Annotated in this window: 23 protein-coding genes and 1 tRNA gene; 22 read left to right on the top strand and 2 right to left on the bottom strand. The window is 71.2% G+C overall.

The features are described 5' to 3' along the window. Nucleotides 1-56 precede the first annotated feature (56 nt). The 4 genes from HNP84_RS36150 (at nt 57) to HNP84_RS36135 (ending at nt 1,800) form a co-directional block, all read left to right on the top strand. Entirely contained in the window at nt 57-953 is an 897-nt protein-coding gene (locus tag HNP84_RS36150) for a metallophosphoesterase (RefSeq protein WP_185054517.1), read from the top strand. A 73-nt stretch (nt 954-1,026) separates the two neighbouring features. Continuing rightward, nucleotides 1,027-1,100, top strand: a tRNA-Pro gene (locus tag HNP84_RS36145). Nucleotides 1,101-1,243: 143 nt separating this feature from the next. Continuing rightward, nucleotides 1,244-1,558 (top strand): DUF6247 family protein, encoded by a 315-nt coding sequence (locus HNP84_RS36140; RefSeq protein ID WP_185054516.1) that lies wholly within the window; start codon nt 1,244-1,246, stop codon nt 1,556-1,558. Further along, complete coding sequence (locus HNP84_RS36135) at nt 1,555-1,800, top strand: hypothetical protein (protein ID WP_185054515.1); 246 nt, start codon at nt 1,555-1,557, stop codon at nt 1,798-1,800. The genes HNP84_RS36140 and HNP84_RS36135 overlap by 4 nt, the downstream gene beginning before the upstream one ends. On the opposite strand, the gene HNP84_RS36130 is transcribed toward HNP84_RS36135, so the two are convergent. Next, nucleotides 1,797-3,371, bottom strand: coding sequence for a hypothetical protein (locus HNP84_RS36130; RefSeq protein ID WP_185054514.1), 1,575 nt, complete (start codon nt 3,369-3,371; stop codon nt 1,797-1,799). The two genes, HNP84_RS36135 and HNP84_RS36130, sit on opposite strands and share 4 nt — an antisense overlap. A 588-nt stretch (nt 3,372-3,959) precedes the next feature. After that, nucleotides 3,960-4,172, bottom strand: a complete 213-nt coding sequence (locus HNP84_RS36125) for a hypothetical protein (protein ID WP_185054513.1) — start codon at nt 4,170-4,172, stop codon at nt 3,960-3,962. A 430-nt stretch (nt 4,173-4,602) separates the two neighbouring features. Between HNP84_RS36125 and HNP84_RS36120 the strand changes: the two genes are divergently transcribed. From HNP84_RS36120 to HNP84_RS36035, 18 genes are all read left to right on the top strand, one after another. After that, nucleotides 4,603-4,833: a helix-turn-helix domain-containing protein gene (locus HNP84_RS36120; protein WP_185054512.1), complete on the top strand. Its 231-nt coding sequence runs from the start codon at nt 4,603-4,605 to the stop codon at nt 4,831-4,833. Beyond that, complete coding sequence (locus tag HNP84_RS36115; RefSeq protein ID WP_185054511.1) at nt 4,830-5,144, top strand: hypothetical protein; 315 nt, start codon at nt 4,830-4,832, stop codon at nt 5,142-5,144. Before HNP84_RS36120 ends, HNP84_RS36115 begins: the two co-directional genes overlap by 4 nt. A gap of 103 nt (nt 5,145-5,247) precedes the next feature. Continuing rightward, nucleotides 5,248-5,625, top strand: coding sequence for a hypothetical protein (locus HNP84_RS36110; RefSeq protein ID WP_185054510.1), 378 nt, complete (start codon nt 5,248-5,250; stop codon nt 5,623-5,625). A gap of 8 nt (nt 5,626-5,633) precedes the next feature. Beyond that, nucleotides 5,634-6,137, top strand: coding sequence for a hypothetical protein (locus tag HNP84_RS36105; protein WP_185054509.1), 504 nt, complete (start codon nt 5,634-5,636; stop codon nt 6,135-6,137). Then, a complete protein-coding gene (locus HNP84_RS36100) occupies nt 6,134-6,724 on the top strand; it encodes a hypothetical protein (protein WP_185054508.1) in 591 nt (196 codons plus the stop codon). Before HNP84_RS36105 ends, HNP84_RS36100 begins: the two co-directional genes overlap by 4 nt. Continuing rightward, nucleotides 6,721-7,362, top strand: a complete 642-nt coding sequence (locus HNP84_RS36095) for a zinc finger domain-containing protein (RefSeq protein ID WP_185054507.1) — start codon at nt 6,721-6,723, stop codon at nt 7,360-7,362. Before HNP84_RS36100 ends, HNP84_RS36095 begins: the two co-directional genes overlap by 4 nt. Further along, nucleotides 7,359-7,703 carry a hypothetical protein gene (locus HNP84_RS36090; protein ID WP_185054506.1) on the top strand — a complete coding sequence of 115 codons (345 nt, stop codon included), beginning with the start codon at nt 7,359-7,361 and terminating at the stop codon, nt 7,701-7,703. The genes HNP84_RS36095 and HNP84_RS36090 overlap by 4 nt, the downstream gene beginning before the upstream one ends. Further along, nucleotides 7,700-8,146, top strand: coding sequence for a hypothetical protein (locus HNP84_RS36085; RefSeq protein WP_185054505.1), 447 nt, complete (start codon nt 7,700-7,702; stop codon nt 8,144-8,146). Before HNP84_RS36090 ends, HNP84_RS36085 begins: the two co-directional genes overlap by 4 nt. Further along, complete coding sequence (locus tag HNP84_RS36080) at nt 8,143-8,295, top strand: hypothetical protein (RefSeq protein ID WP_185054504.1); 153 nt, start codon at nt 8,143-8,145, stop codon at nt 8,293-8,295. The genes HNP84_RS36085 and HNP84_RS36080 overlap by 4 nt, the downstream gene beginning before the upstream one ends. Nucleotides 8,296-8,475: 180 nt before the next feature. Continuing rightward, on the top strand, nt 8,476-8,886 hold the full coding sequence (locus HNP84_RS36075; RefSeq protein ID WP_185054503.1) for a hypothetical protein: 411 nt from the start codon (nt 8,476-8,478) through the stop codon (nt 8,884-8,886). After that, entirely contained in the window at nt 8,883-9,068 is a 186-nt protein-coding gene (locus HNP84_RS36070; protein ID WP_185054502.1) for a hypothetical protein, read from the top strand. The genes HNP84_RS36075 and HNP84_RS36070 overlap by 4 nt, the downstream gene beginning before the upstream one ends. Before the next feature lie 28 nt (nt 9,069-9,096). Next, nucleotides 9,097-10,146 carry a hypothetical protein gene (locus HNP84_RS36065; RefSeq protein WP_185054501.1) on the top strand — a complete coding sequence of 350 codons (1,050 nt, stop codon included), beginning with the start codon at nt 9,097-9,099 and terminating at the stop codon, nt 10,144-10,146. A 182-nt stretch (nt 10,147-10,328) separates the two neighbouring features. Further along, the gene (locus tag HNP84_RS36060) at nt 10,329-10,661 is read left to right on the top strand and encodes a hypothetical protein (RefSeq protein WP_185054500.1); all 333 of its coding nucleotides are present in this window, start codon (nt 10,329-10,331) and stop codon (nt 10,659-10,661) included. Between the two features lie 15 nt (nt 10,662-10,676). Further along, the gene (locus HNP84_RS36055) at nt 10,677-10,928 is read left to right on the top strand and encodes a hypothetical protein (protein ID WP_185054499.1); all 252 of its coding nucleotides are present in this window, start codon (nt 10,677-10,679) and stop codon (nt 10,926-10,928) included. Further along, complete coding sequence (locus HNP84_RS36050; RefSeq protein ID WP_185054498.1) at nt 10,921-11,097, top strand: hypothetical protein; 177 nt, start codon at nt 10,921-10,923, stop codon at nt 11,095-11,097. The genes HNP84_RS36055 and HNP84_RS36050 overlap by 8 nt, the downstream gene beginning before the upstream one ends. Before the next feature lie 8 nt (nt 11,098-11,105). After that, nucleotides 11,106-11,315 (top strand): hypothetical protein, encoded by a 210-nt coding sequence (locus tag HNP84_RS36045; RefSeq protein WP_185054497.1) that lies wholly within the window; start codon nt 11,106-11,108, stop codon nt 11,313-11,315. Beyond that, nucleotides 11,312-11,566 carry a hypothetical protein gene (locus HNP84_RS36040; RefSeq protein ID WP_185054496.1) on the top strand — a complete coding sequence of 85 codons (255 nt, stop codon included), beginning with the start codon at nt 11,312-11,314 and terminating at the stop codon, nt 11,564-11,566. The genes HNP84_RS36045 and HNP84_RS36040 overlap by 4 nt, the downstream gene beginning before the upstream one ends. A 110-nt stretch (nt 11,567-11,676) precedes the next feature. Next, nucleotides 11,677-12,510, top strand: a complete 834-nt coding sequence (locus HNP84_RS36035) for a hypothetical protein (protein WP_185054495.1) — start codon at nt 11,677-11,679, stop codon at nt 12,508-12,510. The last annotated feature ends 25 nt before the right edge of the window (nt 12,511-12,535 follow it).

The raw sequence follows: 12,535 nt of genomic DNA, 5'->3' as shown, positions 1-12,535 counted from the left end.
GCCGCTTCCCGAGCGCCGCGGCGTACGAGCGACGGGGAGTCGGGCATGATGGGAAAGTGCGGAAAGCAGCAGCGATACCCCTGTCCCTGCTCGGCCTTGGCGCGGCCGGCCTCGGCTACGCGACCGTCATCGAGCGCAACGCGTTCCGGCTTCGCCGCTTCGACGTCCCGGTCCTGCCCCGGGGCCGGCGCCCGGTGCGCGTGCTGCACCTGTCCGACCTCCACCTCACCCCGCGCCGCCGCCGGCTGATCGACTGGGTGCGCTCGCTCGGCGACCTCCGCCCCGACCTCGTGGTCAACACCGGCGACTCGATCGCCCACCCCGACGCCGTGCCGTCGCTCCTGCACGCCCTGGAGCCCCTGCTCGCCCGCCCCGGCATCTTCGTCTACGGCTCCAACGACCTCTACTCCCCCGCCCCGCGCAACCCGGCCCGCTACCTGTGGCGCACCTCCAAGGGCGACCGCAACCGCCGTACCGTCCCCGACCTTCCGTGGGACGAGCTGGGCGCGGGCATGGCGGCCGAGGGCTGGCTCGACCTGAACAACACCACCGCCCGCATGAAGGTCGGCGACCTCGACGTGGCCGTGGGCGGCATCCACGACTCCCACATCGACCGCGACCGCTACGACCTGATCGCGGGCCCCGCCCCCGCCGACGCCGACCTCCGCCTCGGCGTCATGCACTCCCCCGAGCCCAGAAACCTCACCCGCTTCGCCGCCGACGGCTACCAGCTCCTCCTGGCCGGCCACACCCACGGCGGCCAGATCTGCGTCCCCTTCTACGGCGCCCTGGTCACCAACTGCGGCATCGACCGCGCCCGCGCCAAGGGCCTGCACCGCCACGACACCGCCTGGCTCCACGTCTCCGCCGGCCTGGGCACCAACCCGTACGCCCCCGCCCGCTTCGCCTGCTACCCCGAGGCCACCCTCCTCACCCTCGTCCCCCACCGCTGACCGCGGCGTGACGCAAGCACCGCGGAAGTCCGCTAGACTTTCCCAAGCACGGGCACGCAAGAAGCCCGCGCACCGGGGTGTAGCGCAGCTTGGCAGCGCGCTTCGTTCGGGACGAAGAGGCCGTGGGTTCAAATCCCGCCACCCCGACCCGAAAGTGCAAGGTCAGGGCCTTGCCTGCTAAGGCGGGCAAGGCCCTGACGCTTTCGGTGGGAGAAATCTGGGAGATGACGGGAGACGCTCATGACGGTCATCCTGGACAATCGGCCCGGCCACGCGCCTAGGATCGCGCCATGAGCGCCCAGCCCGTCCACGAGGCGTCCCATAACCCCAAGGCGATCTTGGAATCTCTGCCGGAGCCGTACCGCCAGGAGTTCCTCACCCAGTACTGGCAGGCCCTGGAGGACGCCCGCACACCCGACAACTACCACCGCGTGCACGACGTGCTGCACATGTGGTCGCTGACCTCCCTGGCCCTGTCTGACCCCGGCTACGAGGGCGCCCTTCAAGAGGTACTGGACGGTACCGCCGCCACGATCCCCATCGAGCAGGCCGTCCCCGGCTTCGACCAACTGGTCACGCAAGCCCGTGCGCGGCGCGAGCGGTGAGCTACAAGTTCACCCTGGCCCTGTCCGCTCTGGCCGGTATGCAGGGCCTGCCCGGGGACGCCCTTTCTGCCCTGGCCGCCCGCGTCGCCGACCTGACCGAAGAACCCTGGGACGCCGAGCTCATCCGCCCAGACCGGCGAGACCTGAGGCAGACAACGTTCGGCGGCTACGGGGTGGTTCACTTCGTCGTGGACGATGAGGCCGAGGCGATCACGATCACGAAGGTCTTATGGGCAGGCTAGGCAGACCGCGACCTCGCACGGTTCCGCGGCCCGATCGCCGTAACCACCTGGCTTGCCGTACCGTCCCGCCACCGCGCGAGCTCGGCGTCCAGGATCGGGATCTGCGAGGTCGGCCAGAGCTGGAACCGCTCGGCGATCGCGCTCTCCCACCAGGTCTCTGACGCCTCCTGAAACGCCCGCTGCATGCCCGCGGTGATGTGCCCGTACCGGCCGGACATGGTGCTGTCCTCGTGGCCCATCCGGTGCGTCTTGAACGCCTTGCGCAACCCGGCGTCGTCCATCCAGGTCTGATGGCCATGGCGCAGGCCGTGCCAGGTCAGGCCCGGCCGTATGGGCAACCACGTCACCAGGTGCGGCTGCTCACGATCCGGCCAGGCGGCGTAGTCAGGGCGGCCGCGGCCGCGGGGCGGGACGAAGGGCTCATCGGCGACGGCGTACGGCCAGGGCACATGCACCGGCACGCCCGGCCATGCGTTCGCCGCCACTACCTCAGGCCGGCCGCGCGCCGGGCGCGGCCCGTACACTGCGACGTCGGCCAGCACCGGCCGAGCCGGTCGTGGCCACCGCTTGTCCTTGCGCTCCGGATAGACCCCGTCCGCGGCCGGGCGCATGATGGCCGAGGCCTCGCCGCGGCCGTAGTGGGTCCGCTCCGGGGTGAGGAACAGGTACCGGGCCCCCGGGCACCACGTGACCTCCTCGCCGCCGTCGACGGGCGGCAGGTCCTCATCGCGGCCCCGGCACGTGCACTTGCGCGCGCGGCCGGCCAGCTCCTTCAGCAGCGGCACCAGGAACGCGGGCAGATCGATCTGGCGCACGCTGCCGTCCTTGGGCCATCCGATGTAGAACCCGCGCAGTTCGTAGAGCTTCCGGTTGATGTCCAGCAGCGCGTCATCCGCGAGGACCTGGTCCGGCGACAACGCCATGAGCTCACTCCAGCGCAGGCCAGTCCAGGCCTTTGTGATCGCCGCCAGGAGCAGATCTGGGTCCCCGGCGAGCAGCGCCGCCCGCTCGGCGATCACCAGGACCTCGCCGGGGCTGGGCCATACCTTCGTCGCCCGCTGGTAGGCCTGGATCCGCCGAATCCCCTTCTTGCCCTTGCCACGCTTGCGGGCGGCCGGGTTGCGATCCAGGTAGCGTGGGATCGCGTCACCGAGAATGTTGCCCATCAGGCGACGTGCGTCCTGTGCGGTGCGCGGCGCATATCCTGCCCGGACGATGCCGCGCTCCCACGGGTCGAAGTCGGTGTCTTTCATGTCGTCCAGCCAGGTGTCCGCCCACTCCGGGAGCAGGTGCCCCTGGAGCATGCTGCGGTAGGTGGCCATGGTCGACGGCTCCAATTCCAGGCCCGTGTACCACGTCCACGCCCACTCGCCGAACTTGATGCGCTCCCGGTCTCGCCGTAGGCCGAGCTGGATGCGCTTCTCCTGCAGCTCGCCGTATGCCTTCGCCTCCTCCAGAGTCGTGAAGTCCTCGCCGGTCTCCTCGTTGTAGGTGACACCGCCGTTGTACTTGCCGTTGGCCTGCTTCCAGCGGACGCGGATCTTGTCGCCGCGCCTTTCTGCGTACGCCATTCCTCCTCCTCAGGGGATGCCTGGGGCCGACATAAAGTCGCCCTCGTTCCAACGGGCCGTGCCGTGGGAGCTTAAAGACCGGGCCACCGCCTCGGTCGTGAGGTGGTGAGGGAACGGGATATCGACGCCGCGAGACGTCCAGCGAGGTGCTATTGCCTCGGCGCTGACCTCCTCCAGCAGGAGGCGAATACGGCGCTGCCACGGCGGAAGGCACGCCGACCGTAGGTGAATCTCGCTCGCGAGCCTTGTTCCGATGTCGCTCAGAAGCCAGAGCGCGCGGGGGTCGATCTGGCCCCCGTCGACCAGGACGTACGTTAACTGCCGTGCCGCGAGTAGTACAGCGGGGCCGAGGAAGGGGAGCTCGCGGGAACAGAATGTGCCGAATCGAACAATGTGGTGCACGTGGTTCACATAGTGCATGTTGCAGGATGCCTTTCGGGTGGTGCATGTGACAGATGTCCTTTTATGGGATAAAGGACGCGTTTCGTAGCACTACGGTGCACCACGAAGGCATAGTTACGTTTGAGCAAATAGGTAACAAAAGGGACTTACCGGAAGCCAGGTAAGTAATTTATGGCCTTGCAGGTACTACGACTGCTCATCGTCGATCTTGACGAGACCCTCCTCGATGAGCGATTGAGCGAGTTGCTCAGCCTGCCGACGAACCAATTCGCGCGCACTCTCCGGCAGCCGAGGATCCACGGCCACCAGCATGATTCCCGCACTGACCGGAACCTCCATCACCTCAGGCTCCCGCTCCCGAACCTCAAGGATTGGGCGGTCAGGCTCCACTTCAAGCATCTCAGCGAGTATCTCCGCAGCGTCTGAGCGCCCGACCGCAACAAGGTCTGCCGGCTGCAGTCCAATGGCATGCGCCATCCGCGCCAACGTCGCCTCCGAGGCCGTGACCTTGACTCGGCCCTGGCCGCGACCAGCAGAGCGATGGCCTCGCTCTACATGCCCCCACATCTCGGCAGTGATGTCGGCCTTCCGGGCTGCCACCTCCTGTGTGATACGGCGACTCAGTCTGATCCGCCTGATCAGAGCACCCTCAGGGGTTGGCTCCACCTGGTCCATGATCACCAACCTCGGAGAACTGTAGAGAATTTCGGAGAACTTCCGGCAGGATCCCGCAGCGCAACAGGGGAGTGCAACTTCAGTTCGGTGAGTTCTGGCGAATTCTCTAGACTTCTCTTGAATTCACCAGAACTCTTCAGTAGTGTCCCACCGCATGACGACACGACAGGTTGTTGCCCCGGGACGCCTCAACCAGAACCCGAAGGCAGTCCGCCGTCAGCGATTGATCGCCGGCCTCAGCCAGAAGGCGTTGGCGGAGAAGGCCGGCGTCAGCGCCAACCACATGTGCAACATCGAGAGGGGGCACAGGTCTGCGTCGGTGGAGATGCTGCACCGGATCGCCACAGCGCTCGAGTGCGACATCGAGGGCCTGCTCGCAGAATGAGCGTTCCACACATCTACGACAACACCGAGGGCGCGCAGCGGATCAGCAACGACCTCAAGGTGATCCGGCCCTCCACCCTGGCCCGGCTAGCACGCACCGGCGCTGTCCCCCACGTGCGCAACGGGCGGAAGGTCGGGTGGACGGACGAGCACCTCGCCGCCGTGGTGCAGCACCTCAGCCAGGGCGCCGGGAAGCGCGCGAAGAAGCCCGACAGCGCCAAGCGAAAGCAGGAGACGCCCGACGCATCGCGGGCCGGGAACATCGCCCCCTTCGAGATCCGCCGGGGTAGCCGCTACGGGCGTAACGACTGATGGCCGGGCGCAAGCGGCGGACCCTACACCCCACCCCCGACAAGCCGGGTCCCTCGGCGAGCCACCGCCGAGGGACCCCAACCACCTGATGAGGACACAACAGATGACGATCACTGATCGTAGTGACACCCCCCAGACCGCGGACAGCCCGCGCGCTGCCGAGATGCCGCCGGCGATGCTCCGCCCGGTGCGGCCGGGCGACTTCGAGGGGCCGGTGGAGGTCGCGCTGCTGGCGCCCCGGGCCGGCCGGATCGAGCTCAGGTCGGCCGAGATGCCCGGCAGCCTGTACCTCGGGCTGACCGAGAACGAGCCCACGTCGCGCGTGACGGTGTTCTACGAGCTCGGCTTCAGCCTGAAGCCGGAGGAGGTCGAGGCCGAGGCCGAGGCCATGGAGCAGCTCGCCATCGAGGCGACCAGCGCCGCCAAGGAGTTGCGTGCCCGCGCGGCCGAGCTGCGCGCCCGGCGTACCCGGCGGGGCTGATGACCACGATGAGCACCCGGCGCGCGTTCACCGAGCAGGAGATCGCGGCCATACGCGATCTCTACGAGCACGAGGCAGGGGTCTCCGATCCGGTATTCATGGCCCCGGCGGAGGTGCTGTCGCTGATCGCCTCCTATGAGAAGGAGCGCGAGCGCGCCGCCGCAGCGACGAGACGCGCGAGCGACCAGCTCGCGCTGCTGCAGGCGATCCGGCAGGCGCTGGACATCCCGCACGCCTCCCCGGCCGGGGAGGCAGCGCGGGGCCAGGTCATCACCCGGCGCGTGCACCACGTGGTCGAGATCCTGCGCTGGGCGCTGGACGATCCGGTGCCGTGGCACATCGGGCCCGGCGCCCGACTCCTGGCCCAGCGCATGGAGACCATCCCCCTGACCTACGCGCAGACCGCCGGGGCGCATCTCGCCCCCGCCCAGCCCAACGAGTTCCAGTACTGCACGACCCCCTCCATCTGCGCCCCGGCCCGGCGCTGCACCTGCCCGAGGTGGGACCGATGAGCCTGCAGCAGGACCTCCTGGACTGGCGTGCTATCCCCCATCGCGAGGGATGCCGCCGACGTGGCTGGGACCTGCGCGTGCACACCGTCGACCGCCCGCGTGGCGGCGAGGTGACCACCGTGCAGGCCGTGTGCCCGCAGGACGGCGGGTGCGGTACGTACCACGAGTGGAAGATCACCATCGCCGCAGACCGCGACGAGCACGGAGACCCCCGGTCCAAGGTGACGACGAGCGGGGGGCCGGTCGAGGGCATCGGTTACGGTGTCCGCCCGGTCCCGGTGCCTGGACTGGGCGTGTGGCTGCACCCGGGCCCCGCGCTGCTCGGCTGGCCGGAGTCGCGCCCGGACTACTTCGCCGTCACCCGGAGCAAGACCCCGCCCGCTACCTGGGCCGACGTGCTCGGCGTCATCGCACCCGCGCGAAGGCGGGGGCGCCAGGTCAAGTCCCGCTGGTCCGCGGGCGCCCACTTCACGCCCAGTCGGTACGGGGCCCACCCGAGGCACACCCACGATGCCCTGACCTCTCGCACTGCCGCCGCGACCTGGGTCGTACAGCACGCGGCCGAGCCGGCGAACGGAGGATCATGAGCCAGTCCAGGCGAATCACCCTCGATCAGCTCGCCGTCGACCTGGACGGCGCGGCGGTGTGGCTGCGCGATCTGTCGATCGCAGCCGAGCGGCCCGCCGTTCCGGTCGAACTCGGCGAGAACGTGTGCGACCGGCTGGAGCACATGAGCAAGGAGCTCGCCACGCTCGCCCGCGACGTGGCGCGCATCGACACGATCATCACCGAGCTGCAGCCGCTGCGCCCGTACCTGCACCAGCGCGAGCCGTGGGGCACCCGCGCGCACGGCAGCGACCGGGAGCAGTGGGGCAAGCGGCTGTCCACCGTGCTGTCCATGCGGCAGATCATCTACCTGGCCGCCGATGACCTGCCCTGGCGGGATGAGGAGCCCGGTATCCCGTACCTGGCCGGGATCGAGGGCCTGCCCGACCTGGAGGAGTGGGAGTCGCCCCGGGCCGCGCGCCGCCGCGAGGCCGCCCGGCAGGCCGCCATCCAGGAGCAGGCCCTGCAGGAGACCTGCACGACCTGCTCGGCACAGCCCGGCCGCCCCTGTGTGACCAGCACCGGCCGCACGGCCGAGCTGTACCACAAGCCCCGGATCAAGGCCGCGACCGCCGAAGTCGACGCGGCGCTGGCTGCAGCCGAGGAAGGAACGTCATGACCACCGCCCCGTCTGCTGCATCCCGGCGCCCCGCCCGGGGGATCGACAACACCGCCCTGCAGCGCAGCGCTCACCGGGTGCTCGGCGAGATCCTCTCCCGCCACCGCGACCTGCCCACGCTGACCTGGCAGATCGCCCGCCGTGGCTCCGCCCTGCGCGCCGAGATCTTCCCCGGCCACGCCGTCGACCGTAACCCCATCCCGATCTACGAGAAGTGGGTCGAGGCCCTGGGCCTGGTGGCCCACGAGGACAACCGCCCTGGCCGCTTGACGTCCAGTGGCCTGATCAGCGGCTGTCACGTGACCGTGGTCACGATCCCGATGCGAAAGGCCAGATCATGAGTCTGCTTTCCGAGACCGCACACTCGCGTCTGCAGCCACCGGCCAACGGTGGTGTCCAGGAGACCGAACCCGGCGTGTACGCGGGGGTGGTCCTGTTCGGGCCGAACCGGCAGTTGGTGGTGTCCGAGCAGGAGATCCGAGAGCTTCAGGCGATCTTCGCTGACCACCTGGAGCGGATGGAGCTGCTGCGGGAGGCCGAGCGCGCCCACCGCAAGCGTGCCCAGGAGCTGGAGCAGGAGGCGCGAGAGGTGACCTCCCTCGGGCCGCTCCCGGCCCCGCGCTCGGCCGAGCCCGCGCCGACCGAGCCCGAGCTGGGCCGGCCGTACGTCGCCGAGTCGCCCGTCGCGGCGGTGCGCGCGCCGTTCACCCCCCACACCCCGCCCGGCTCCCACGCTGAGGCCGGGGAGGCGGGGCCGGACCCTACCCTGGCGGCTCGCCTGTGACCCGGCCGGGCCGGCGCGGCCGCCACGCCATCCCGCCCGCTCTGCGCCGCCGCCGCATCCGCGTGCTGTACGCGCGGGCCCGCCTCACGGTGACGCGGTACTGGCGCCGCGCCGGTGAGCCCGTCTGGCGGCCGGACGCCTGGATCTGACGGTGGCCGGCCCGGGCCCTGCCTCGGGGGCGGCCCGGGCCTGTCACCTGCCCTACCTCGGTGCGCGGTGCTCCCTCCTACGCCGCGCGCCCCCCTACCCGCACTGACCCGGAAACGATGATGATCCTGACACCTCACGCTGTCCCGGTCCCCGCGCCCGCCGGCCACCCTGGCCTGCACGTGGTCCGCCTGCCCGGCCGGAAAGACAGCACCGACGAACTGGTCCAGATCCGCAGCGGCGAGGCGCTGCGCGGGGTGCTGGCCATGCCCGCCCGCGAGGCGCGCGAGCTGGCCGCACGCCTGCAGTACGCGCCCCCGACCCGCGAGGACATCACCCCGCGCATCCTGGCCGAGGTCCTGTGGTACTACGACCACGCCACCGGCACCAAGCCCGACGCCTTCCACGCGGCCCTGATCGATCTGCTGGTGATCGCCACCGACACCCAGCGCGCCTACCTCGCCGGCCCGCACTACGCCGGATACGCCGCCGCGGTGGCCATCGCGCTGAGCGATGGCGGTCTGGAGCACCTGCGCGGCATGTACGAAGCGCTCATGGCGGACACCATGCACGACAGCGGCGACACCGAATGAGCCTCGTCTTCGTAGTGGCGCTGCTCCTGGGCCTCGCCGTCACGTTCGCATCGCTCGGCCGACGCTTCTGGATCGCCGGTCGACGCGTCGACGGCGTGACCGCGGCCGGGTGCAGCGCCGCCTTCTTTGGTATGGCGATCTTCGCCGTGGGACTCTCCTGGGCGTTCGGGTGGCCGCTGTGACCCACGCCGCCCGATCGGAAGGGGGGCGATGAGCACGGTCACCATCGCTGGCACGTTCGTTCTGGCCTTCCCCCATGCTGACCCCGTCGACGCCCTGGCGCGCGCCACCATGCTGAGCACGGCCGCGCTGGGGCTGCTGCTGCGCTACCTCGCCTGCCCGCCCGCGCCCGGCATCGGCCGGGCGGAGCTCGCCGCCCTGTACGGGCTGTCGCTGCACGCCCTGCGCCGCGACAACCGCGAGCTCGCCGAGGCCGGGTACCTGCGCGAGATTCGCCGCTCAGTCCGCGGGACCTGGCAGCACCTGCTGCTCGTCACCGACACCCCGGGCAGCCTCCCCACGGCCCCCCAGGCGTGGGCGCTGCTGGACGCCTCCCTCGCGGCCGCCGCGGCCACCGCCCCCGCCGATGCGCCGGAGGCCGCCCCCGCCGCCGAGGCCGACATGCCGCCGCAGAGGGCACATGTCCCGACCAGCACCGCTGCGGCATCGCCCCAGGTCGCAACATCTGCCGAAAACGCGCACATAAAACCGGTTAACCCCTTCTCCTCCTCTTCATCCCCTTCCGATCAGGAGCGCGAGCCTGGCCCCAGCGTGGTGGCGACCCTGGCAGGGCTGCGCCGCCTGGCCACGCTGCCGCCGCTGCCCGCACCGGAGGAGCTCAGCGACCTGTGGCTCACCCCCGCCCAGGTGCTCGGCCTGGCCGAGCACTACCCGGCGCGGCACGCCGACCAGGCGCTCGGCGTGCTGGCCCACCATGGCCTCGGCTTCTACCTCGCCCCGCGGGTGATGGCGCTCATGGCCGCCGGCTACACCCCGGGCCAGATCAGCCGCACCCTGGTCGGCATCGAGGCGGCCGACCACCCGGCCGCGGCCGCCCGGTGGCGCCTGGACCGGCTGCTGCTCGCCCCGGCCCCGGCCGAGGTCGCCCAGTCCTGGCGGCCGCCCGCGGTGGCCACCGAGGCGCCGCAGGATACGCAGGCCGCAGCCGTACGCGGTGCCGCCGCGGCCCGCGAGGCGATGCTGCGCCGCGGCGGCGCCGCCGCGGACGCGCTGGCCCGCCGTCGCGCCCGCGCCGCCTAACTTTCTCGAACACACTCGAACAGGACTGCGAATGCTGATAATTGACCTGATCAGGCGGCTGTTATGCCCGCATGATTGGCGCACATACGAGCGGATCGGGCGCGTGGTCAGCTCGCGGTGCGCCCTGTGCCTGCGCACCCGTACCCGCGTCGAGTGACCCGGCCCGGAGGAGGCGAGCCGCCATGATCCCCACCCGCTCGGACCTGGAGTGGTGCCCGTACGGCTGCCGCCGGCTGGTGCTGGTCACGATCACCGACCACGGCCGCCGCCTGGCCGTCGAGCCGACCCCCGACCCGGCCGGTAACCAGGCCATCCATCGCACCGGCACCGGCACCTGGCGCTCGCGCGCGCTGAACGCCGCCGACGCCATGCCGGTGCAGACCTACGAGCACGTGTTCATGCCGCACGTGGCCGCCTCACCGGCCTGCCGACCCGCACCGCCGCCGCAGCGCCCGCTGCCCGGCCTGGTGCTCGCCGGCGGCCGCCCCCGACCCCGCCGCTACCGGCGGCGCTGACACAAGGAAGTGATCATGATCATATTCAGGCGCTGGGTCGGGCACCGTCACCAGTACCGCGCGGTCACCGTCCAGCACGAGGCGGCCGGCCCCTTCGGCGGAGTCCTCACGCTGGCGCTGATGCGCTGCTCGCTGTGCAAGGCCCCCGCGGTGTACCAACTCCGCGGCCGGTGGTCCATGCAGGACCTGAGCGACCTGGAGATGACCTCGCACGGCACGGCCCCGGCCATCCCCTCCCTCATCGCCGGCGGGGACGATCGTGGGTAGCCAGGCCGGCGAGCACTTGGCCGCGTGGGAGGCCCTGGCGCCCGAGCAGCGCCCGGCGTGCGCCGCCGGCGAGCTCAGCCTGCCCCAGCAGCGGCAGCTCATCGACGCCACCCGGGCCTACATCGAGGCCCTGAGCGCCATCGAGGGCAGCGCGGCGAACGGATCATGATGGGCAGCATGAACACCGCCGATCGCCCGCTGCCGCCGCCGCCGAGTGGCGCCAGCGCCTGCTCCTTCGGCGACCGTAACGGCGCCGTGGGATGGCGCTGGTTCCGCGTCGCGCGCACCTGGAAGGCGGTCTGTCACCGCCACACCGGCGGCCCGCACTGCCTCGCCGCCGGCGACTTCGTCCCGGACACCACCGAGACCGAACGCCAGGACGCATGATCTGGGTCCGCCGCATCGAGCCTGCCTCGCGGCATTGCTGCGTGCTCCCGTACACCAGCGGGTTTCCCATGGCCGATGGCGCCGTTGGCGACCTTTGGCGCTGCGAGGCGTGCCGGATGCTCTGGCGGGTCGTGGTCAGCCACGACACCGGTCTCATCGAGATCCGCGATTGGCGGCGTGCGACCTGGTGGCAGCGCTGGCGCTACCGCAACCAGCCGGGCGATGCCACCGAACAGGGAGGGTGCCCGTGACCTACCCGCTGTGCCGGGTCCCGGGATGCGCGCGCCCCAGCCCGGACCTGGCGCCGGCGTGCAGGTCCTGCGGGGACCTGTTGCGCCAGGAGCTGCTCACCGTCCCAGCCATGGATGAGGACCTGGAGATGGCGATCACGCGGCAGGAGCGGCTCGGCGCCGGCACGGGCGGCCGCCCCGGCCGCGAGACGCCGATCCCGTTCGGCGTGGCCGCCAGCGAGGTGGCATGGGCCCTGCGGACCACCCTGGTGTCCTGGGTCCTCGTCATGCTGGATGAGGAGCAGCCGCGCCCGCGCGGTGCCACGTGCGGCCGCACCGGCTGCGGGCACCCGTCCTGCGGGTGGATTCGCAACCCCCGCCGCCCGCCGGAGGAGACCTTGCCGGCGATGGCCGAATGGCTGGCCAGCAGGGCCGAGGCCATCCGGCGGCATCCGCACGGCGCCGCCGGCGTGGACGAGATCCTGGACGCCATCCGCCGGGCCCAGGCCGTCACCACCCGCGGTGCCGATCTTCTGTACTGCGGGCCCTGCGGCGCCTGGACCATGCAGGGCGAGTGCGAGATGCACCTGTACGCCCGTGCAGGGGCCGGCCGCGTGCAGTGCCGCTGCGGGGCGATCTGGGACGTGGCCCAGCGGCGGGACCGGCTGCTGCGCGCTGCCTGGCGCACGCTGGCCAGCGCGACCGAGATCGCCCGCGCGCTGACCAGCCTGGACCACCCGATCACGCCGGAGCGAATCTGGCAGTGGGCCCACCGCGGCCGCCTGACCGTCCGCGGCTACCGCCGCGAGGGGCGGCGCCTGATCCCGCTGTACCGCGTCGGCGAGGTCATGACGCTGCTGGAGGGCCTGGACGAGCTGCACGGCCCCGCCTGCCGTCACCGATGCCGACACGACACCTGCCGCCTCATCCGCGCCCGCCGCGCCCGGTCGGGCCGTGCCGCCTGACCCCTCACCATAGAACCGACACCGA

Source organism: Thermocatellispora tengchongensis (assembly GCF_014202315.1).
Classification (GTDB): Bacteria; Actinomycetota; Actinomycetes; order Streptosporangiales; family Streptosporangiaceae; genus Thermocatellispora; species Thermocatellispora tengchongensis.
Note: the sequence above shows the minus strand (reverse complement) of the source record. Positions and strands in the feature narration are given on the sequence as shown.

What these genes read in the sequence shown, in the direction of transcription:
- HNP84_RS36140 (WP_185054516.1), top strand. Translation starts at nt 1,244, where the DNA reads ATGAGCGCCCAGCCCGTCCACGAGGCGTCCCATAACCCCAAGGCGATC.
- HNP84_RS36130 (WP_185054514.1), bottom strand. Translation starts at nt 3,371, where the DNA reads ATGGCGTACGCAGAAAGGCGCGGCGACAAGATCCGCGTCCGCTGGAAG.
- HNP84_RS36125 (WP_185054513.1), bottom strand. Translation starts at nt 4,172, where the DNA reads ATGCTTGAAGTGGAGCCTGACCGCCCAATCCTTGAGGTTCGGGAGCGG.
- HNP84_RS36120 (WP_185054512.1), top strand. Translation starts at nt 4,603, where the DNA reads ATGACGACACGACAGGTTGTTGCCCCGGGACGCCTCAACCAGAACCCG.
- HNP84_RS36115 (WP_185054511.1), top strand. Translation starts at nt 4,830, where the DNA reads ATGAGCGTTCCACACATCTACGACAACACCGAGGGCGCGCAGCGGATC.
- HNP84_RS36110 (WP_185054510.1), top strand. Translation starts at nt 5,248, where the DNA reads ATGACGATCACTGATCGTAGTGACACCCCCCAGACCGCGGACAGCCCG.
- HNP84_RS36105 (WP_185054509.1), top strand. Translation starts at nt 5,634, where the DNA reads ATGAGCACCCGGCGCGCGTTCACCGAGCAGGAGATCGCGGCCATACGC.
- HNP84_RS36100 (WP_185054508.1), top strand. Translation starts at nt 6,134, where the DNA reads ATGAGCCTGCAGCAGGACCTCCTGGACTGGCGTGCTATCCCCCATCGC.
- HNP84_RS36095 (WP_185054507.1), top strand. Translation starts at nt 6,721, where the DNA reads ATGAGCCAGTCCAGGCGAATCACCCTCGATCAGCTCGCCGTCGACCTG.
- HNP84_RS36090 (WP_185054506.1), top strand. Translation starts at nt 7,359, where the DNA reads ATGACCACCGCCCCGTCTGCTGCATCCCGGCGCCCCGCCCGGGGGATC.
- HNP84_RS36085 (WP_185054505.1), top strand. Translation starts at nt 7,700, where the DNA reads ATGAGTCTGCTTTCCGAGACCGCACACTCGCGTCTGCAGCCACCGGCC.
- HNP84_RS36070 (WP_185054502.1), top strand. Translation starts at nt 8,883, where the DNA reads ATGAGCCTCGTCTTCGTAGTGGCGCTGCTCCTGGGCCTCGCCGTCACG.
- HNP84_RS36065 (WP_185054501.1), top strand. Translation starts at nt 9,097, where the DNA reads ATGAGCACGGTCACCATCGCTGGCACGTTCGTTCTGGCCTTCCCCCAT.
- HNP84_RS36060 (WP_185054500.1), top strand. Translation starts at nt 10,329, where the DNA reads ATGATCCCCACCCGCTCGGACCTGGAGTGGTGCCCGTACGGCTGCCGC.
- HNP84_RS36055 (WP_185054499.1), top strand. Translation starts at nt 10,677, where the DNA reads ATGATCATATTCAGGCGCTGGGTCGGGCACCGTCACCAGTACCGCGCG.
- HNP84_RS36045 (WP_185054497.1), top strand. Translation starts at nt 11,106, where the DNA reads ATGAACACCGCCGATCGCCCGCTGCCGCCGCCGCCGAGTGGCGCCAGC.
- HNP84_RS36040 (WP_185054496.1), top strand. Translation starts at nt 11,312, where the DNA reads ATGATCTGGGTCCGCCGCATCGAGCCTGCCTCGCGGCATTGCTGCGTG.
- HNP84_RS36035 (WP_185054495.1), top strand. Translation starts at nt 11,677, where the DNA reads ATGGATGAGGACCTGGAGATGGCGATCACGCGGCAGGAGCGGCTCGGC.